Genomic DNA, 19526 nt, shown 5'->3' on the forward strand with positions numbered 1-19526 from the left:
ACGCTCGGCCAGCGGGCCCGGTGTCGACAAGAAAAATGGGGAAGACCATGGCACGTATTCTGATCGTCGATGACTCGCCGACCGAAATGTACAAACTGACCGGCATGCTGGAAAAGCACGGCCACGAAGTGTTGAAAGCCGAAAACGGCGCCGACGGCGTGGCCCTGGCCCGTCAGGAAAAACCCGACGCGGTGCTGATGGACATCGTCATGCCCGGCCTCAACGGTTTCCAGGCGACCCGCCAACTGACCAAGGACGCTGAAACCAGCCATATCCCGGTCATCATCATCACCACCAAGGATCAGGAGACCGACAAGGTCTGGGGCACTCGCCAGGGCGCCAGGGATTACCTGACCAAACCGGTCGACGAAGACACGCTGATCAAGACCCTGAACAACGTGCTGGCCGGTTGATCGCGCCGCCATGAGCGAGTCGCTGACCGCGTTCGAACTGTTGTGGCAGATCGACCAGCGCTGTCGCCTGCTGGCGGCGGAGCTGCCGTCGCAACCCGCGCGCCAGGATCGCTGGAGCGGCATCGGCTTTCGCCTCGGCGAGCACTGGTACGTCGCGCCGATGGGCGAGGTCAGCGAAGTGCTGCCCGAGCCGCGCTTCACCCAGATGCCGGGGGTAAAGCCCTGGGTCAAGGGCGTCGCCAATCTGCGCGGGCGGTTGTTGCCGATCATGGACCTGTGCGGATTCTTCGGCCATGAGCTGTCACCGATGCGCAAGCAGCGGCGGGTATTGGTCGTGGAACATCAGGACGTTTTTGCCGGTGTACTGGTCGATGAGGTTTTCGGCTTGCAGCACTTCGAGCAGGACAGCTTCGAACCCGTCTCGATTCGCAAGCGGCAAGGCTCCAAGGGCGAGTTCGTCAAAGGCTATTTCCGGCGCGAGCAGAACTGGCGGGTTTTCAGCCTGTTTGCGCTGGCGCAGTCACCGAGTTTCATGCACGTCGCGGTTTAACAGGCGAGGACCGATGATCAAAGCAAAAACCAGCAAGCCCGCAGAAGGCTCGCGCAGCCGCTCGCAGATCATCGTGCTGTTCATCGCGCTGATCGTGTTCATCATGCTGCTGTTCGCCAATTTCGCTTACCTCAACACCCAGGCCAACTACGACAAGCAGTACATCGGTCACGCCGGCGAGCTGCGGGTGCTGTCGCAACGGATCGCCAAGAACGCCACCGAAGCCGCCGCCGGCAAGGCTGCAGCGTTCAAGTTGCTCAGCGATGCGCGCAACGATTTCGCCCAGCGTTGGGGTTACCTGAAGAAGGGCGACCCGGCCACCGGCCTGCCACCCGCGCCGTCCACCGTGCGCCCGGAAATGCGCGCCGTGCAGCTGGACTGGGAACGCCTGCTGAAAAACACCGACGCCATCCTGTCCAGCGAACAGACAGTGCTGTCCCTGCATCAGGTCGCTGCGACCCTGGCCGAAACCGTGCCGCAGTTGCAGATCGAATACGAAAAGGTCGTCGAAATCCTCCTGCAACGCGGCGCCCCGGCGGCGCAGGTGGCGATGGCCCAGCGGCAGTCGCTGTTGGCCGAGCGGATTCTCGGTGCGGTCAACACCGTGCTCTCCGGCGATGAAAACTCGCAACAGGCGGCCGATGCCTTCGGCCGTGACGCCACGCGCTTCGGTCAGGTGCTCAACGGCATGTTGCAAGGCAACCCGACGCTGAAGATCAGCCAGGTCGAGGACCGTGATGCCCGTGCGCGTCTGAGCGAAATTGCCGAGCTGTTCCAGTTCGTTTCCGGTTCGGTGGATGAAATCCTCGAAACCTCGCCGGAGCTGTTCAAGGTCCGCGAGTCCGCGACCAACATCTTCAGCCTGTCGCAGACCCTGCTCGACGAAGCCTCGCACCTGGCCACAGGTTTCGAGAACCTCGCCGGCGGGCGCAGTACCGACACCATCGGCGGTTACGTGCTGGGCCTGCTGGCGCTGGCGTCGATCATCCTGATCGGCATGGTCATGGTCCGGGAAACCAACCGTCAGTTGCGCGAGACCGCCGAGAAGAACGAGCGCAACCAGAACGCGATCATGCGTCTGCTGGACGAAATCGAAGACCTCGCCGACGGCGACCTGACGGTGACCGCCTCGGTGACCGAAGACTTCACCGGGACCATCGCCGACTCGATCAACTATTCCGTCGACCAGTTGCGCGATCTGGTGGCGACCATCAACCTCACCGCCGGCCAGGTCGCCGCCGCCGTGCAGGAAACCCAGGCCACCGCCATGCACCTGGCCCAGGCCTCGGAGCATCAGGCCCAGCAGATTTCCGAAGCCTCGACGGCGATCAACGACATGGCCCAGTCCATCGATCAGGTGTCGGCCAACGCTGCCGAATCCTCGGCGGTGGCCGAGCGTTCGGTGGAAATCGCCAACAAGGGCAACGAGGTGGTGCACAACACCATCCACGGCATGGACAACATTCGCGAACAGATCCAGGACACCGCCAAACGCATCAAGCGCCTGGGCGAGTCGTCCCAGGAAATCGGCGACATCGTCAGCCTGATCGACGACATTGCCGACCAGACCAACATCCTTGCGCTCAACGCGGCGATTCAGGCGTCGATGGCCGGTGACGCCGGGCGCGGTTTTGCGGTGGTGGCCGACGAAGTGCAACGGCTGGCCGAACGTTCGTCCGCCGCGACCCGGCAGATCGAGACGCTGGTGCGGGCGATCCAGACCGACACCAACGAAGCCGTGATTTCCATGGAACAGACCACCACCGAAGTGGTGCGCGGTGCGCGGCTGGCGCAGGATGCCGGTGTGGCCCTGGAAGAAATCGAAGGCGTGTCCAAGACCCTCGCGGCGCTGATCCAGAGCATTTCCAACGCGGCGCAGCAGCAGACGTCTTCGGCCGGGCAGATTTCCCTGACGATGAACGTGATCCAGCAGATCACCTCGCAGACTTCGTCCGGCTCCACGGCCACCGCCGAAAGCATCGGCAACCTGACGAAAATGGCCAGCCAGTTGCGGCGTTCGGTGTCCGGGTTCACCTTGCCGGCGGCGGTAACGCCCGCCACGGGCAAGGCGTGAGGCCTGCGGGCGAGATCATGTCGAGCGGAGTGGTTATGGGCGACCGGCACGACTACGTGGCCCTCGAATGGGTCAAGGGCGAAATTGCCGAAACGCTGAGGCAGGCGCATCAGGCCATCGAAGCCGTGCTCGACGATCCGCAGTCGGTGCCCGGGCTGGACGAGTGCCTGGCGTGCATCCATCAGGTCCACGGCAGTCTGCAGATGGTCGAGTTCTACGGCGCGGCCTTGCTCGCCGAAGAGATGGAGCATCTGGTCGAAGCCCTGCAGAACGACCGCGTCAGCCACCGCGACGAAGCCTTGCACCTGCTGTTGCAAGCCTTCGGCCAACTGCCGACCTACCTCGACCGCGTACAAAGTGCTCGCCGTGACTTGCCGCTGGTGGTGCTGCCGCTGATCAACGATCTGCGCAGCGCCCGGGGCGAAAGCCTGTTGTCCGAGACCAGCCTGTTCAGCCCGCAATTGCCGGAGTTGCCGCCGCTGAGCCAGGACGCGCTGGCCCTGCTGGAACCGGCGGATCTGCCCAATGTGTTGCGCAAGTTGCGGCAGATGTTGCAGATGGCGTTGGTGGGCCTGCTCCGCGAACAGGACGACCAGACGCACCTCGGTTACCTGAGCAAAGTCTTCACCCGCCTCGAAGCCTTGAGCGGCGATTCACCCTTGAGTCCGTTGTGGCAAGTCGCCTCGGCGCTGGTCGAAGGCATGCGCGAAGGGCGGATCGCCAACAGCCCGGCCCTGCGCAGTCTGTTCAAGGACGCCGACAAGGAACTCAAGCGCCTGCTCGAACAAGGCATGGCCGGCCTCAACCAGCCACCGCCGCCCGAGCTGTTCAAAAGCCTGCTGTTCTATATTGCCAAAGCCGAACATCCCACCGGGCAGATGCTGACCATGAAAGATCGCTACTCTCTGGACGACGCGTTGCCCGACAGCGCGATGGTCGACGAAGAACGCGCGCGCCTGGCCGGCCCCGACCGCGATGCGATGCGCTCGGTGCTCGCGGCGTTGTGCGAAGAGCTGGTGCGGGTCAAGGAGCGCCTCGACCTGTTCGTGCGCAGCGACCGCCAGCACACCTCGGATCTGGACAGCCTGCTGGCGCCGCTGCGGCAGATCGCCGACACCCTCGCGGTGCTCGGTTTCGGCCAGCCGCGCAAGGTCATCATCGATCAATTGGCGGTGGTGCTCAGCCTCGCTCAGGGCCAGCGCGAACCGAACGACGCCACGCTGATGGATGTCGCCGGCGCCTTGCTCTATGTCGAAGCGACCCTGGCCGGGATGGTCGGCACGGTGGAACCGGAAAGCCCGGAAGACTCGCGCCTGCCGACCACCGATCTGACGCAGATCCACCAGATCGTGATCAAGGAAGCACGCATCTGCCTGCAACAGGCCAAGGACATGATCGTCGACTACATCGACGCCGACTGGGATCGCCAGCAACTGCAACCGTTGCCGGCGCTGCTGACCCAGGTGCGTGGCGCGCTGGCGATGATTCCGTTGACCCGTGCGGCGAGCCTGCTGGAAGCCTGCAACGGCTTTATTCGCGAGCATCTGCTGCTCGATCCCCACGAGCCGGGCTGGCAGCAGCTGGATAACCTCGCGGATGTCATCACCAGTATCGAGTATTACCTCGAACGCCTGACCGATGACCCGCAGGCGCCGAGCGAGCAATTGCTCGATGTCGCGCAGAAGAGCCTGGCCCGTCTCGGCTACTTTCCTGACGAGCCGCCCAGCGAACAGCATGTGCCCGTGCTTGAGGACGTGCTCAGCCCCAGCGAAGCACTGGTGATGCAGGACCTGCAGGAACTCGATGACCCGCAAATCGCCCAGTCGCTGGCCGATGTGCTGGCCAGCCCGGTGTCGGCAGTCAACCCGCCCGCGTTGACCACGCCCGGCAGCCTGCTGCCGCCACCCGCCGATGAAGAACCGGTGGACGACGAGTTGCGTGAAGTGTTCCTCGAAGAGACCGAGGAAGTGCTCGATGTGCTGCGCGACTACCTGCCGCGCTGGACCGCCGACCCGCAGGACCGCGCAGCCCTGAGCGAACTGCGTCGGGCGTTCCACACCCTGAAAGGCAGCGGGCGAATGGTCCGTGCGCTGGTGCTCGGCGAACTGGCCTGGGCGGTGGAAAACCTGCTCAATCGTGTGCTGGAACACAGCGTCGAACCGGGCCCGGCGGTGCAGCAACTGCTCGCCGATACGCTGCTGTTGCTGCCGGACCTGATCGCCGAATTCGCCATCAATGGTCAGCGTCAGCGTCAGGATGTCGATCACCTCGCGGCCCGGGCCCACGCCTTGGCCAAGGGCGACACGCCGCTGCCGGCCGAAGACGTGGAAGACGTCGCGGCGCTCGATCCGCTGTTGCTGGAGATTTTCCGCAACGAAGCCGAAACCCACCTCGCCAGCCTCAACCGCTTCCTCGATCAGGCCGCCGAACACGTGCCGTTGCAGGCCAGCGATGAACTGCAGCGAGCGCTGCACACCCTCAAGGGCAGCGCGTCCATGGCCGGCGTATTGCCGATCGCCGAACTGGCAGCGCCGCTGGACAAACTGGCCCGGGAATTCAAGGCTCATCAACTGGCCCTGGACCTCGACGAAGTTGAACTGCTGCTGGAAGCCGAAGGCCTGTTCCGCGTCGGTCTGCGCCAGCTCAAACACGACCCACTGGCACCGATTGTCGGTGCGCAGTCGCTGATCAAACGCACCGAAACCCTGCTGAGCGAACGCCTCGAATCCATCCTCAATGCTCCGAGCAGTGCTCTGCGGGTCAAGCGCGATCCGCAGCTGATCAACAACTTCCTCGCCCAGGGCATGGACATCCTGCTCGACGCCGAAAACCTCTTGCAGCGCTGGCAGCAGCATCCCGGCGAACGCCAGGAACTCAGTGCGCTGCTGGATGAACTGACGACCCTCGGCGAGGCCGCGCACCTGGCGGATCTGCTGCCGGTGGACGTGTTGTGCGAAGCCTTGCTGGATTTGTATGGCGCGGTGGAAGAAAGCAGCCTGGCGGTCAGCGAGCGGTTTTTCCATGAGGCGCAGCAGGCCCACGAAGCGCTGATCAACATGCTCGACGAACTGGCTGCCGGCCAGGAAATCACCCCGCAACCGCAGCGCATCCGTGCGCTGCACGAACTGCTCGACGAAGGACTCGACCCGTCGGCCATGGGCCTGATCCGCAGCGACGGCAGCCGTACCCTGAGCATTTCCGAACTGGGCAGCGCCACTGCCGAACTGCAAAAAAGCACCAGCGGAATCGGCGCGGATGACGAGATCGTCGAGATCTTCCTCGAAGAAGCGGTGGACATTCTCGACAGCGCCGGGCAAGCCTTGCAGCGCTGGTTGAACGACCCGGAAAACGGCGCGCCGCTGTCGTCGCTGCAACGGGACTTGCACACCCTCAAGGGCGGTGCGCGGATGGCCGAGGTCGAGGCGATCGGCGACCTGGCCCAGGAGCTGGAAAACCTTTACGAAGGACTGGTGGATCGCCGCTACACCCACAGCGACGCTCTGGGCCGACTGTTGCTGCAAAGCCATGAACGACTGGCGTTGTACCTCGATCAACTGCATGACCATCAACCGCTGAAACCGGCGCCGGACCTGATCGACGCGATCCGCCAGTTCCGTCAGGGCCAGTCAGGCGCTTCCGAGACGCCGCCGGAGGCCGCCAGCCATGACGCCGCCGGACACGACCCGGAGCTGCTGGAAATCTTCCTCGAAGAAGGTTTCGACATCATCGAAAACTCCGGCGCCGCGCTGTTGCGCTGGCAGGCCGAACCCGGCAACCGCCAGGAAGTGGAAACCCTGCTGCGCGATCTGCACACCCTCAAGGGTGGCGCGCGGATGGTGGAAATCGGCCCGATTGGCGACCTCGCCCATGAGCTCGAATACCTTTACGAAAGCCTGTCCTCCGGCACCCTGCAAAGCAGCGTCGAACTGTTTGCCCTGTTGCAGCGCGGCCATGACCGGTTGGCGCAGATGCTCGATGCGGTGCGCGCCGGCCAGCCATGCCCGCCGGCGGATCGACTGATCGGCGCAATCCAGAATTTCAGCCACCCGGTGGCGGTGGAAACGCCTGCGCCGATACTGCCGGTGCCCTTGAAGACCGAACCTGCCGCGCCCGCTGCCGAGGCCGGCGCGGACATGGTCAAGGTCTCCGCCGAACTGCTCGATGAGCTGGTTAACCTTGCCGGCGAAACCTCGATTTTCCGTGGGCGTATCGAGCAACAGGTCAGCGATGCGCAGACCGCGCTGAACGAAATGGAAACCACCATCGAGCGTATGCGCGACCAGTTGCGCCGGCTCGACACCGAAACCCAGGGGCGGATCCTCAGTCGTCAGCAAGTGGACGCCGAACGCCTGGGCTACGAAGAATTCGATCCACTGGAAATGGATCGTCATTCGCAGTTGCAGCAGTTGTCCCGGGCGCTGTTCGAATCCGCCTCCGACCTGCTCGACCTCAAGGAAACCCTCGACCGCCGCACCCACGACGCCGAGAACCTGCTGCAACAGCAAGGCCGGATCAACACCGAATTGCAGGAAGGCCTGATGCGCACGCGTATGGTGCCGTTCGAGCGCATGTTGCCGCGACTCAAGCGCATCGTCCGTCAGGTCGCTGAAGAGCTGAACAAGGACGTGGCGTTCACCGTCGGCAACGCTGAAGGCGAGATGGATCGCAACGTTCTCGAACGCATGGCGGCGCCGCTGGAGCACATGCTGCGCAACGCCGTCGACCATGGTCTGGAACCCGCCGAGGTGCGACTCGCTGCCGGCAAACCGGCTCAGGGTCAGATTTCCCTCGACCTGTCCCGCGAGGGTGGCGACATCGTTTTCGACATCCGCGACGACGGCGCCGGCGTGCCGCTGGACGCCGTGCGACGCAAGGCGATCAAGCGCGGCCTGCTGGCGCCGAACGCGGAAATCAGCGACCGCGAAGTGTTGCAGTTCATCCTGCAACCGGGATTCTCCACCGCCGAGAAAATCACCCAGATTTCCGGGCGCGGCGTGGGCATGGACGTGGTCCACGAAGAAGTGCGGCAACTGGGCGGCACCATGAGCATCGACTCAGTGCCGGGGCAGGGTGTGCACTTTCGTATTCGCCTGCCGTTCACCGTGTCGGTCAACCGTGCGCTGATGGTGCAGTGCGGTGAGGATCAATACGCAATTCCGCTGAACACCATCGACGGCATCGTTCGCGTGTTGCCGAATGAACTGGACGGGCATTTCCGTCACGATCCGCCGCGCTACGAGTATGGCGGCCAGCGTTATGAACTGTGCTATCTGGGCGAACTGCTGAAAACCGCGCCACGGCCGAAATTGCTCGGCCAGAGCCTGCCGCTGCCGGTGCTGCTGGTGCAATGCAACGACCGGCACATCGCGGTGCAGGTCGACGCCATGGCCGGCACTCGGGAAATCGTGGTCAAGAGCCTCGGCCCGCAGTTCGCGGCGGTGCAGGGCGTGTCCGGGGCGACGATCCTCGGCGATGGCCGGGTGGTGCTGATTCTCGATCTGCTGGCGCCGATCCGCGCGATGCAGGCGCGGTTGCCGCAGCGTCCGGCCGGTCACGAAATCGAGAGCGAGCCGCAAAAACCGTTGCTGGTGCTGGTGGTCGACGACTCGGTCACCGTGCGCAAGGTCACCAGTCGTCTGCTCGAACGCCACGGCATGAACGTACTGACCGCCAAGGACGGGGTCGATGCGATGTTGCTGCTGGAAGAACACATGCCGGACCTGATGCTGCTCGACATCGAAATGCCGCGCATGGACGGCTTCGAAGTGGCGACCCAGGTGCGCCACGATGAACGCCTGCAACACCTGCCAATCATCATGATCACCTCGCGCACCGGCCAGAAACACCGCGACCGAGCCATGGCCATCGGCGTCAACGACTACCTCGGCAAGCCGTACCAGGAATCGGTGCTGCTCGAAAGCATTGCCCTGTGGAGCAAAAAACATGCATGAGCGGCGTCATAACCAACGCTCCAGTCAACTCACCGGGCTGTTGCTGCCGCTGGCGGATCGCAACCTGATCCTGCCCAATGTCGCCGTCGCCGAGCTGATCGACTACCAGTCCAGCGCTTTCGATCTCGATACACCGCCGTGGTATCTGGGCCGGGTGACCTGGCGCGAGCGGCAGATTCCGCTGCTGAGTTTCGAGTCGGCGTGCGGCAACAAGATCGTCATCGGCGAACGGGCACGGATCGTCATCCTCAACGCCCTCGGCGGATTGCCGACGCTGCGTTTCATTGCCTTGCTGGTGCAGGGGATTCCGCGTTCGTACAAGCTCGACAGCCAGTTGAGTTATGTCGACGTGCCGCTGTGCGCGCTGGAGCAGGCGGCGGTGCAGGTCGGGGAACAGGTGGCGAAGGTGCCGGATCTGTTGGCGCTGGAGACGTTGTTGGTGGATGCCGGCCTGGCGTGATCGTTACTCCAGGCGTAACGATCACGCGCCGCGCTTGATTGATGCCCCCACCCGACACTCCTAAGGTAGCTCCACGACAGCGAACCCCGTGGAGTGAGCATGACAACAACAATTTCCCCCGACTCGCGCTGGACGCGGCGGCGCGACGAGAAGCAGCGGCGCCTCGACAAGGTGCGCGGGCTGGCCGACGGTGCGGTGTTGCCCAGCGACAGGATCGTCGCGGCGCTTGAGGCGCTGATCCTGCCCGGCGACCGTGTGGTGCTGGAGGGCAACAACCAGAAGCAGGCGGATTTTCTTTCCCGTGCTTTGGCCAAGGCCGATCCTGAAAAGCTCCACGACCTGCACATGATCATGCCCAGCGTCGGCCGCTCCGAGCATCTGGACCTGTTCGAACGCGGCATCGCCCGCAAGCTCGACTTTTCCTTTGCCGGCACCCAGAGCCTGCGCATCAGCCAGTTGCTTGAAGACGGCCTGCTGGAAGTCGGCGCGATCCACACCTACATCGAACTCTACGCCCGGCTGGTGGTGGACCTGATTCCCAACGTCGTGCTCTCGGCCGGGTTCATGGCCGACCGTGCCGGCAACATCTACACCGGCCCGAGCACCGAAGACACCCCGGCGCTGATCGAACCGGCGGCGTTCAGCGACGGCATCGTCATCGTCCAGGTCAATCAACTGGTGGACGACGTCAGCGAACTGCCTCGTGTGGACATTCCTGCGTCGTGGGTGGATTTCGTGGTGGTGGCGGACAAACCGTTCTACATCGAACCGCTGTTCACCCGCGATCCGCGCCACATCAAGCCTGTGCACGTGTTGATGGCGATGATGGCGATTCGCGGCATCTACGAAAAACACAATGTGCAGTCGCTGAACCACGGCATCGGTTTCAACACAGCGGCCATCGAATTGATCCTGCCGACCTACGGCGAATCCCTCGGCCTCAAGGGCAAGATCTGCCGCAACTGGACCCTCAACCCGCACCCGACGCTGATCCCGGCCATCGAAAGCGGCTGGGTCGAAAGCGTGCACTGCTTCGGCACCGAACTGGGCATGGAAAACTACATCGCCGCCCGTCCCGACGTGTTCTTCACCGGCCGCGACGGCTCGCTGCGTTCCAACCGGATGTTCTGCCAACTGGCCGGGCAATACGCGGTGGACCTGTTCATCGGCGCGACCCTACAAGTCGATGGCGATGGCCATTCCTCTACCGTGACCCGTGGGCGCCTTGCCGGTTTCGGTGGCGCACCGAACATGGGCCACGATCCGCGCGGCCGGCGTCACGGCACCCCGGCGTGGCTCGACATGCGCCATGACGATTCGCAGCAACCGATGCTCGAACGCGGCAAGAAGCTCGTGGTGCAAATGGTCGAGACCTTCCAGGAGGGCGGCAAACCGACTTTCGTCGAAACCCTCGACGCGGTGGAAGTAGCGAAGAAAAGCGGCATGCCGCTGGCACCGATCATGATCTACGGCGACGACGTCACCCACCTTCTTACTGAAGAAGGCATCGCCTACCTGTACAAGGCGCGTTCGCTGGAAGAGCGTCAGGCGATGATCGCCGCCGTCGCGGGTGTCACCGCCATCGGCCTGCGCCACAACCCGAAAGACACCGAGCGCATGCGCCGCGAAGGGCTGATCGCCTTGCCCGAAGACCTCGGCATCCGTCGCACCGATGCCACCCGCGAATTGCTCGCGGCGAAGAGCGTGGCCGATCTGGTCGAGTGGTCCGGCGGCCTCTATAACCCGCCCGCCAAGTTCAGGAGCTGGTAATGCACGCACTCAACCTGAAAGCGAAACCTGTTTCCTTGGCCGACCGGTTAGCGGATCTGGCCGTGGATGCGCTGATCGACGAAGCCGACCTGTCGCCGAAACCGGCGCTGGTCGACCGTCGCGGCAACGGTGCGCACACCGACCTGCACCTGGGATTGATGCACGCCTCGGCGTTGGCGTTGTGGCCGGCGTTCAAGGAAATGGCCGAGGCCGCGCTGGAGTTTGGCGAGATCGGCTTGCCGCTGCGCGAAGCCATTGGGCGCATCGGCCGTGAAGGCGAACAAGCCATGCTCGCCACCACCCACGGCGTGAATACCCATCGCGGGGCAATCTGGGCGCTGGGCCTGTTGGTCACGGCTGCTGCGCTGGAGACGAAATCCACCAGCGCTGGCGCCGTTACTCTGCGCGCTGCACGTCTGGCGTTGCTCGATGACCGTGATGCGCCGCGCCCGCTGAGCCATGGCGCGCAAGTCGCCCAACGCTACGGCGCTCGCGGTGCCCGGGAAGAAGCGCAGCTCGGCTTCCCGTCCGTGGTGCAACGCGGTCTGCCGCAGCTCAAGCGCAGCCGCGCCGCCGGCCATGGCGAACAGAACGCCCGGCTCGATGCCTTGCTCGCAATCATGACCGACCTTGCCGACACCTGCGTGCTGTACCGCGCCGGCGAACCGGGCCTGCACGCCATGCAACACGGCGCCCGGGCGGTGCTCGATGCCGGTGGCAGTGCCAGCCTCACAGGTCGCCGCCGCCTGCACGAACTGGATCAACAACTTATCGCATTGAATGCCTCGCCCGGTGGCGCCGCCGACTTGCTCGCCGCCACGCTGCTGCTCGACCGGTTCGAGCGCGACGGCATCCTTCAGGGAGCGTTTTGATGGAAACCTTATCCTTTGAATTCCCCGCCGGGCAGCCGCCACGCGGTCGGGCGCTGGTCGGTTGTGTCGGCTCGGGCGATCTGGAAGTGCTGATCGAACCGGGCCTCGCCGGCAAGCTCACAATCAATGTGCAGACCTCGGTCAACGGCGCGCAGCAGCGCTGGCAGCATCTGTTTGCACGGATGTTCGACGGCACCACACCGCCGGCGATGGCCATCGATATCCACGACTTCGGTGCGACGCCGGGCGTGGTTCGCCTGCGACTGGAACAAGGCTTCGAGGAGATCGGCCATGACTGATACCTCGGCACTTCTGCACAAACATTCGTTCGTCGAACTCGGCGCACGGCAGCGGGCAAAAGCCTTGCTCGACGCCGGCACCTTCCGCGAACTGCTCGATCCCTTCCAACGCGTCATGTCGCCGTGGCTCGAACGGCAGGGCGTAGTGCCGCAGGCCGATGACGGCGTGGTGATCGCCAAGGGCAGCCTTGACGGTTTGCCGGTGGTGATCGCGGCGATTGAAGGTGCGTTTCAGGGTGGCAGTCTCGGTGAAGTCGGCGGCGCCAAAATCGCCGGCGCGCTGGAACTGGCCGCCGAAGACAACCGCAAAGGCATTCCGACCCGCGCCATCCTGCTGCTGGAAACCGGCGGTGTGCGCTTGCAGGAAGCCAACCTCGGGCTGGCTGCGATTGCTGACATCCACGCGGCAATTGTCGACTTGCAGCAGTACCAACCGGTGGTTGGTGTGGTGGCCGGCAGCGTCGGTTGCTTTGGCGGGATGTCGATTGCCGCCGCCCTGTGCAGCTACTTGCTGGTGACCCAGGAAGCACGCCTCGGCCTGAACGGCCCGCAGGTGATCGAGCAGGAAGCCGGGATCGAGGAATACGACTCCCGCGACCGGCCCTTCATCTGGAGCCTGACCGGTGGCGAGCAACGTTTCGCCAGTGGCCTGGTGGACCGTTATGTCGCCGATGACGTGGCGCAGATTCGCCAGCAGGTCGGCGAGTTGTTGCAACAGGGCTTGCCGCTGCAACCGCGCAGTCAGCGGGCCGAGTGGTTCCTGCAACGGCTGACGAGCCTGGACACTGACAAGCAAATCGAGCCTTCGGTGGTTCGCGATCTGTATCAAGGAGAGCGCTCATGAGCGGTTATTCCGTGCGCGGTTTGAACTGGTTCAACGCCCTGAGCGCTGGCGCGAATGCCGTTGAAGGTTTGCCGCCCTCGCTGAAGGTCGCCGACGGGGCACTCGGGCGTTTTATCGCCGTGGTCGCCGATCCGGACAACCGTTTCCCTCGGGCTCGCAACGGCGAAGTCGGATTGCTCGAAGGCTGGGGCCTGGCCAAGGCTGTGGATGATGCGATCACCGCCGACCAAGACAAAACGCAAAAACGTCCCTTGATCGCCATCGTTGATGTGCCGAGCCAGGCCTATGGTCGCCGCGAAGAAGCCCTCGGCATTCATCAGGCCCTGGCGGGTGCGGCGGACGCCTACGCTCGCGCGCGTCTGGCCGGGCATCCGGTGATTGCGTTGCTGGTGGGCAAGGCCATGTCCGGGGCGTTTCTCGCTCATGGAAATCAGGCCAATCGCTTGATCGCCCTGCGTGATCCGGGGGTGATGGTGCATGCGATGGGCAAGGCTTCGGCGGCGCGAGTGACCTTGCGCAGCGTCGAAGAGCTGGAAGCCCTGGCCTCCAGCGTGCCGCCGATGGCCTATGACATCGACAGCTATGCCAGCCTCGGATTGCTCTGGGAAACCCTGTCGGTGCAGCAGATCGAACAGCCGACAGCGGAGGATCTGGCACGAGTCGGCGAATGCCTGAAGCAAGCCATCGGTGATATTGGCGCAACGGATCTGAGCAATCGTCTCGGCGCGAAAAACCGTGAAGCCTCCAGCCGTGTGCGTGAACTGCTGAGGGCGCAGTGGTGAACATGCCTCTGGCCCACGACCTGCTGTGGGGCATGACGCCGGCGCAGTTGCCGGCGGATGCGCCGCAGTGGGCGATTGATTCGCTGGCTGCCGGGCAGCCGGTGGTGGTGCGGCGGGCGCTGAGTGAAGACGGGTTCGTGGCGGTGGGCGTGCGCGGTCGTTTGCGCGAGCAGCGGCTGGCGGCGTTCATGCCTGTCGATTCGATTGCCTGTCGGGTCAGTCCCGAGGCGCTTTGTCAGGTCGAGAGCGAGCGTGATCTGCCAGTCATGCAGGCGCTCCGGCAACTGCGGCCGATGCTCGATGATTGCGGTTGGATCTGGGGCGTCAGTGGCAGTGCCGGGTTTGAACTGGCGAGCGGGTTTGCAGCCATGCACGAGGCCAGCGATCTCGACTTGATCCTGCGTACACCGCAACTCATCACCCGTAATCAGGCACGCAAACTGGTTGCGATTTTCGATCAAGCAATCTGCCGGGTCGACATGCAATTGCAGACGCCATTCGGTGCCGTCGCCCTGCGCGAGTGGGCCGGAAACGCTTCGCGGGTGCTGCTGAAAAACGCCCATGAAGCCTGTCTGGTCAGCGACCCATGGAACCCGCAGGAGCAGGCAGCGTGAGCAGTCTGCTGGTGTTTCCCGGCCAGGGTGCGCAGCAGCCCGGCATGCTCCAGCGTTTGCCTCGGGAAACGCTGATCGAGGCCAGCGATAGCCTGGGGGAAGATGTCTTGCGGCTGGATTCGAGCGAAGCGTTGCGCAGCACCCGGGCGGTTCAGCTTTGCTTGCTTATCGCCGGCGTCGCGGCCTCGCGGCAGTTGCTGCAGGACGAACTCACCGCAGATTACGTCGCCGGTCTGTCCATCGGTGCGTATCCGGCAGCGGTTGTCGCCGGAGCGTTGCGCTTCAGTGATGCGCTGCATCTGGTCAGCCTGCGCGGTGAGTTGATGCAGCAGGCTTATCCACAGGGCTTCGGCATGACCGCGATCATTGGTCTGCAATTATCCACAGTCGAAACGCTGCTGGCGCAGGTGCACGGCGCAGAAACACCGGTGTACCTGGCCAACATCAACGCCGATAACCAGGTGGTGATTGCCGGCAGCGACAAGGCGATGCAAGCAGTCGCCGAGCTGGCGCGCAGCCGTGGCGCCGGGCTGGCAAAACGTCTGACGGTCAGCGTGCCGTCGCACTGCCCGCTGCTGGATGAACCTGCGCAAACACTCGCCGAAGCGTTCAAAAAGGTAGAACTGAAAACACCGAAAATCGCTTACCTGAGCGGCAGTCGCGCAAGGCCTGTGACCAAGGTAGAAGCGCTGCGCGACGACCTCGCCTTCAACATGTGCCGCGTGGTGGACTGGCGCGGCACCGTGCAAAGCGCCTACGAGCGCGGCGTGCGACTACAGATCGAACTGCCGCCCGGTGCGGTGCTGACCGGGCTGGCGCGCCGGGTGTTCGAACAGGGCACTGTCACTGCCTTCGACAGTGCCCGGCTCGACACCTTGCAGACGCTGTTGCGTGAGGAGGAGGGCAGAAGAATCTAAATCACCGACTCAGGCTTCGAACAACAAAAACAACATTCGACGATGCACTTTGAGGACTACAACAATGATTATTTACGGTGTGGCGCTGCTGGCGATCTGTACGCTGGCAGGGGTGATCATGGGTGACCTGCTCGGCGTGTTGCTGGGGGTCAAATCCAACGTCGGCGGGGTCGGCATCGCCATGATCCTGTTGATCTGTGCGCGGCTGTGGATGCAAAAACGCGGCGGCATGACCAAGGACTGCGAGATGGGCGTCGGCTTCTGGGGCGCCATGTACATTCCGGTGGTGGTGGCGATGGCCGCACAACAGAACGTCGTCACCGCCCTGCACGGCGGCCCGGTGGCGGTGCTGGCGGCAATCGGTTCGGTGGTGGTCTGTGGTTGCACCATTGCCCTGATCAGCCGCACCCACAAGGGTGAACCCTTGCCCGACGAGCCGACGGAAGTCTCCCCGGTCGGCACACCGGTAGGAGGTCGCTGACATGTGGGATCTCATTGAAAAAGGTCTGGAACACAACGGTCTGATCACTGCGTTCGCCTTCGTCGGCGTGATCATGTGGGTCTCGGTGATTCTCTCCAAACGCCTGACGTTCGGGCGGATTCACGGCTCGGCGATTGCCATCGTCATCGGCCTGGTGCTGGCCTGGGTTGGCGGCACCATGACCGGTGGGCAGAAAGGCCTGGCGGATCTGTCGCTGTTCTCCGGCATCGGCCTGATGGGCGGCGCGATGCTGCGGGATTTCGCCATCGTTGCTACCGCGTTTGAAGTGCAGGCGACCGAGGCGAAGAAGGCCGGGTTGATTGGCGTGATCGCGCTGCTGCTGGGCACGATCCTGCCGTTCATTGTCGGCGCGTGCATGGCTTACGCGTTCGGTTATCGCGATGCCGTGAGCATGACCACCATCGGCGCAGGCGCGGTGACTTACATCGTCGGCCCGGTGACCGGCGCGGCGATTGGCGCGACCTCGGATGTGATGGCGCTGTCGATTGCCACCGGGTTGATCAAGGCGATTCTGGTGATGGTCGGCACCCCGGTGGCAGCGCGCTGGATGGGCCTGGATAACCCGCGTTCGGCGATGGTGTTTGGCGGGCTGGCCGGGACCGTGAGTGGCGTGACGGCGGGGCTGGCGGCGACGGATCGGCGGTTGGTGCCTTATGGGGCGTTGACGGCTACGTTTCATACCGGGCTTGGGTGCTTGCTCGGGCCATCGCTGTTGTTCTTCATTGTTCGCGGGATTGTTGGCTGACTTCTGAAGATCGTTCCCACGCAGAGCGTGGGAACGATCATTGTGAGCCTTGGCGATTGGCATACATCCGACACTCCGCCAGCAACGCCAGCAAATTCGGATCCCGTTCCTTGGCCTTCAAAAACACCACCCCGATGTGCTGCTGCAACCGGTACTTCTCCTGCAACGGAATCAGCTTCACCCGATTCTCGTACACCGCTGCAATCCTCCCCGGCAGCAACGCATAACCCACCCCCGAGCTGACCATGCTCAGCAGGGTGAAGATGTCGTTGACCTGCATCGCCACTTTCGGCTCGAACCCTGCTTGCCTGAACACCCGGATACCGTCCTGATGGGTGGCGAAGCCTTGCGTCAGGGTGATGAAGGTTTCGTCGCGCACCTCTGCCAGATCCACTTCGTTGCGCTGGGCGAAGCGGGAATCGGCCGGGGTGGCGAGGAAGATGTCGTCGGAAAACAGCGGAATCTGCTCGCAGTCCGGATCGTTGACGCTGTCGTCCAGCGACACCAGGATCGCGTCGACTTCCATGTTTTTCAGCTTGTAGAGCAGGTCGATGTTCGAGCCGAGGATCAGGTCGATGTTGAGTTCGCTGCGGCGGATCTTCAAACCCATGATCAGCTGCGGCACGGTCTTCACCGTCAGCGAATACAGCGAGCCGAGCTTGAAGCGTTCGGCCGAGAACCCGGCGGCTTCGCGGGTCAGGCGCACGCTTTCGACCACATCCTGAATCAGCTTCTGCGCCCGCTCTTCGAGTACGTAGGCACTTTCCAGCGGCGTCAGGTTGCGTCCTTCGTGCTTGAACAGCGGGCAGCGCAAGGCGCTTTCCAGCGAATGGATCGCGCGGTGCACGCTGACGTTGCTGGTCTGCAACTCGGCGGCGGCGCGGGCGAGGTTGCCGGTGCGCATGAAGGCGAGGAACACCTCGAGTTTCTTCAGGGTCAATTCTTCGTCGATCAGCATGGCGCGGACTCTTCTTGGTATCGCTCGATTGTGCCCAAATATCAGGACAGGTGCAGGCCCGCGTTGAACGGAAACATTGCGCTTTTACGCTCAAGGCCCGAGCCTTGCGCGCTGCGGTAATGAAATCGAGGTGTGCGACACATGTATCACGGAGAAAAACTGAACGCCTGGACGCATCTGGTCGGGGCGGTAGCGGCGTTTGTCGGGGGCGTCTGGATGCTGGTGATCGCCAGCCTCGACGGCAGCCCGTGGAAGATCGTCAGCGTGGCGATTTACGCCTTTACGTTGCTGGTGCTCTACAGCGCATCGACCGTGTACCACAGCGTGCGCGGGCGCAAGAAAGCGATCATGAAGAAGGTCGATCACTTTTCGATCTACCTGCTGATCGCCGGCAGTTACACGCCGTTCTGCCTGGTGACCCTGCGCGGGCCGTGGGGCTGGACGTTGTTCGGGATCGTCTGGGGGCTGGCGCTGATCGGCATCCTGCAAGAGATCAAGCCGCGCTCGGAGGCGCGAATCCTGTCGATCGTGATCTACGCAGTGATGGGCTGGATCGTGCTGGTGGCGGTCAAGCCGCTGATCGCAGCGCTCGGGACGGCGGGGTTTGCCTGGCTGGCCTCGGGCGGCGTGCTATACACCGTGGGGATCATCTTTTTTGCCCTCGACCATCGCTTGCGGCATGCCCACGGGATCTGGCATCTGTTTGTGATCGCCGGGAGCCTGCTGCACTTTGTGGCGATTCTGTTTTACGTCCTTTAAGGGCGCATCAGTCGGTCGAGTTGTTCCCGGGCGCGCTGACTGAAGATCTCCAGCAAATCATTCAAGGTGTGGGGCGGTGGCTCGGTGGCGCGGGTCACGGCGTACAGCGTGATCGGCAGCGGTGGGGCGAGCGGGCGGATAGTGGTGGTGGCCGATGAGGCACCGAGCGCGGTGAACGGATCAATCACCGCCACGCCAGCTCCGGATTCAACCATCGCCCGGGCCAGTGAGTACGTCTGCACGGCGATCCGCACCCGAGGCGGTGGCTCGACCGCTTCCAGATAATTGTCGAGGCGCGCAGCCAGTGGATCGGCGCTGGACAGCCCGATCAGCGGCGCCCCGGCCAGAGCCATCAGCGGCAACGGCTGACCGGCGTCTTCCTCCGGCCAGTAACCTTCCGGCGCCAGCGCTACCAACACACCCGCTGCCAATGCCTGCGCCTTCAGCCCCGGATGATCCGGCAACTGCAACGTCAGCGCCACGTCCACTTCGCGCATCAGCAGGTTCTGCATCAGCTCGCGGCTGTGGGCGCTGGACAGTTCGCAGGCGATGTCCGGGAACTGCGCTGTCCATTGCCGGATCGCCGGCGGCAGCAACGACAGCGCCAGCGCCGGGGTCGCGCCGATCCGCAGGCTGCGGCCGGGTTCGCGGCGCAGGCTCTGGGCCAGGCGCCGTACGCCTTGCAGGCTTTCCGTGACCTTGTCGACTTCGCGCTCCAGTTCAAGCGCTTCCGGGGTCGCCTGCAATTTGCCGCGCACCCGCAGAAACAGCGGAAAGCCCAACTGCTGCTCGGCGTGCTGCAGCACCTTGGTCACCGCCGGTTGCGAGACGTGCAGCAACTGCGCAGCGGCACTGACCGAGCCGGTCTGGCGGATGGCCTGGAAAATCTCGATGTGACGAAGGCGCATGGCAAGTCCATAACCTTTGTTTATAGGTCTGGCATCTTTATTCATTGTTCGGCGCCTGTCACCTCACCCTAACCTCGGCCTCGTCTTCAAAAAGAATTAGGGACGGAC

The 19526-nt window shown here is 63.6% G+C and carries 17 protein-coding genes; 15 read left to right on the forward strand and 2 right to left on the reverse strand.

Features of this window, described 5'->3' with window-relative positions; all coding sequences use genetic code 11:
• The first annotated feature begins 47 nt into the window (after positions 1-47).
• The 14 genes from pilH to madM all read left to right on the forward strand — a co-directional run bounded on the left by pilH (position 48) and on the right by madM (position 16793).
• On the forward strand, positions 48-413 hold the full coding sequence (gene pilH / locus M5B44_RS17115) for a twitching motility response regulator PilH (RefSeq protein WP_011336365.1): 366 nt from the start codon (positions 48-50) through the stop codon (positions 411-413).
• A gap of 10 nt (positions 414-423) precedes the next feature.
• Positions 424-963 (forward strand): chemotaxis protein CheW, encoded by a 540-nt coding sequence (locus M5B44_RS17120; protein ID WP_248739941.1) that lies wholly within the window; start codon positions 424-426, stop codon positions 961-963.
• Between the two features lie 13 nt (positions 964-976).
• On the forward strand, positions 977-3037 hold the full coding sequence (locus M5B44_RS17125; protein WP_248739942.1) for a methyl-accepting chemotaxis protein: 2061 nt from the start codon (positions 977-979) through the stop codon (positions 3035-3037).
• 35 nt (positions 3038-3072) lie between these two features.
• Positions 3073-8988 (forward strand): Hpt domain-containing protein, encoded by a 5916-nt coding sequence (locus M5B44_RS17130; protein ID WP_248739943.1) that lies wholly within the window; start codon positions 3073-3075, stop codon positions 8986-8988.
• A complete protein-coding gene (locus M5B44_RS17135; protein WP_248739944.1) occupies positions 8981-9448 on the forward strand; it encodes a chemotaxis protein CheW in 468 nt (155 codons plus the stop codon). Before M5B44_RS17130 ends, M5B44_RS17135 begins: the two co-directional genes overlap by 8 nt.
• A 99-nt stretch (positions 9449-9547) precedes the next feature.
• A complete protein-coding gene (gene mdcA / locus M5B44_RS17140; protein WP_248739945.1) occupies positions 9548-11218 on the forward strand; it encodes a malonate decarboxylase subunit alpha in 1671 nt (556 codons plus the stop codon).
• Complete coding sequence (locus tag M5B44_RS17145) at positions 11218-12090, forward strand: triphosphoribosyl-dephospho-CoA synthase (protein WP_248739946.1); 873 nt, start codon at positions 11218-11220, stop codon at positions 12088-12090. The genes mdcA and M5B44_RS17145 overlap by 1 nt, the downstream gene beginning before the upstream one ends.
• Positions 12090-12389 (forward strand): malonate decarboxylase subunit delta, encoded by a 300-nt coding sequence (locus M5B44_RS17150; protein ID WP_003229075.1) that lies wholly within the window; start codon positions 12090-12092, stop codon positions 12387-12389. The genes M5B44_RS17145 and M5B44_RS17150 overlap by 1 nt, the downstream gene beginning before the upstream one ends.
• The gene (locus M5B44_RS17155; RefSeq protein ID WP_248739947.1) at positions 12382-13233 is read left to right on the forward strand and encodes a biotin-independent malonate decarboxylase subunit beta; all 852 of its coding nucleotides are present in this window, start codon (positions 12382-12384) and stop codon (positions 13231-13233) included. Before M5B44_RS17150 ends, M5B44_RS17155 begins: the two co-directional genes overlap by 8 nt.
• Entirely contained in the window at positions 13230-14015 is a 786-nt protein-coding gene (mdcE, locus tag M5B44_RS17160; protein ID WP_248739948.1) for a biotin-independent malonate decarboxylase subunit gamma, read from the forward strand. Before M5B44_RS17155 ends, mdcE begins: the two co-directional genes overlap by 4 nt.
• Positions 14009-14629: a malonate decarboxylase holo-ACP synthase gene (locus M5B44_RS17165; protein ID WP_248739949.1), complete on the forward strand. Its 621-nt coding sequence runs from the start codon at positions 14009-14011 to the stop codon at positions 14627-14629. Before mdcE ends, M5B44_RS17165 begins: the two co-directional genes overlap by 7 nt.
• Positions 14626-15546 carry a malonate decarboxylase subunit epsilon gene (mdcH, locus tag M5B44_RS17170; protein ID WP_248739950.1) on the forward strand — a complete coding sequence of 307 codons (921 nt, stop codon included), beginning with the start codon at positions 14626-14628 and terminating at the stop codon, positions 15544-15546. The genes M5B44_RS17165 and mdcH overlap by 4 nt, the downstream gene beginning before the upstream one ends.
• 64 nt (positions 15547-15610) lie before the next feature.
• A complete protein-coding gene (gene madL, locus M5B44_RS17175) occupies positions 15611-16027 on the forward strand; it encodes a malonate transporter subunit MadL (RefSeq protein WP_248739951.1) in 417 nt (138 codons plus the stop codon).
• A gap of 1 nt (position 16028) precedes the next feature.
• The gene (gene madM / locus M5B44_RS17180; RefSeq protein WP_085709095.1) at positions 16029-16793 is read left to right on the forward strand and encodes a malonate transporter subunit MadM; all 765 of its coding nucleotides are present in this window, start codon (positions 16029-16031) and stop codon (positions 16791-16793) included.
• Positions 16794-16830: 37 nt separating this feature from the next.
• Here the strand turns inward: madM and M5B44_RS17185 are convergent, their stop codons facing one another.
• Positions 16831-17751: a LysR substrate-binding domain-containing protein gene (locus M5B44_RS17185; protein WP_248739952.1), complete on the reverse strand. Its 921-nt coding sequence runs from the start codon at positions 17749-17751 to the stop codon at positions 16831-16833.
• 141 nt (positions 17752-17892) lie between these two features.
• Here M5B44_RS17185 and trhA point away from each other — a divergent pair, with 141 nt between their 5' ends.
• A complete protein-coding gene (trhA, locus tag M5B44_RS17190; protein ID WP_011336351.1) occupies positions 17893-18510 on the forward strand; it encodes a PAQR family membrane homeostasis protein TrhA in 618 nt (205 codons plus the stop codon).
• On the opposite strand, the gene M5B44_RS17195 is transcribed toward trhA, so the two are convergent.
• Positions 18507-19418, reverse strand: coding sequence for a LysR family transcriptional regulator (locus M5B44_RS17195; protein WP_248739953.1), 912 nt, complete (start codon positions 19416-19418; stop codon positions 18507-18509). The two genes, trhA and M5B44_RS17195, sit on opposite strands and share 4 nt — an antisense overlap.
• Positions 19419-19526: the final 108 nt, after the last annotated feature.

The sequence above is a fragment of the Pseudomonas sp. MWU12-2029 genome, assembly GCF_023242425.1.
In the GTDB taxonomy this organism is placed as follows: domain Bacteria; phylum Pseudomonadota; class Gammaproteobacteria; order Pseudomonadales; family Pseudomonadaceae; genus Aquipseudomonas; species Aquipseudomonas kribbensis.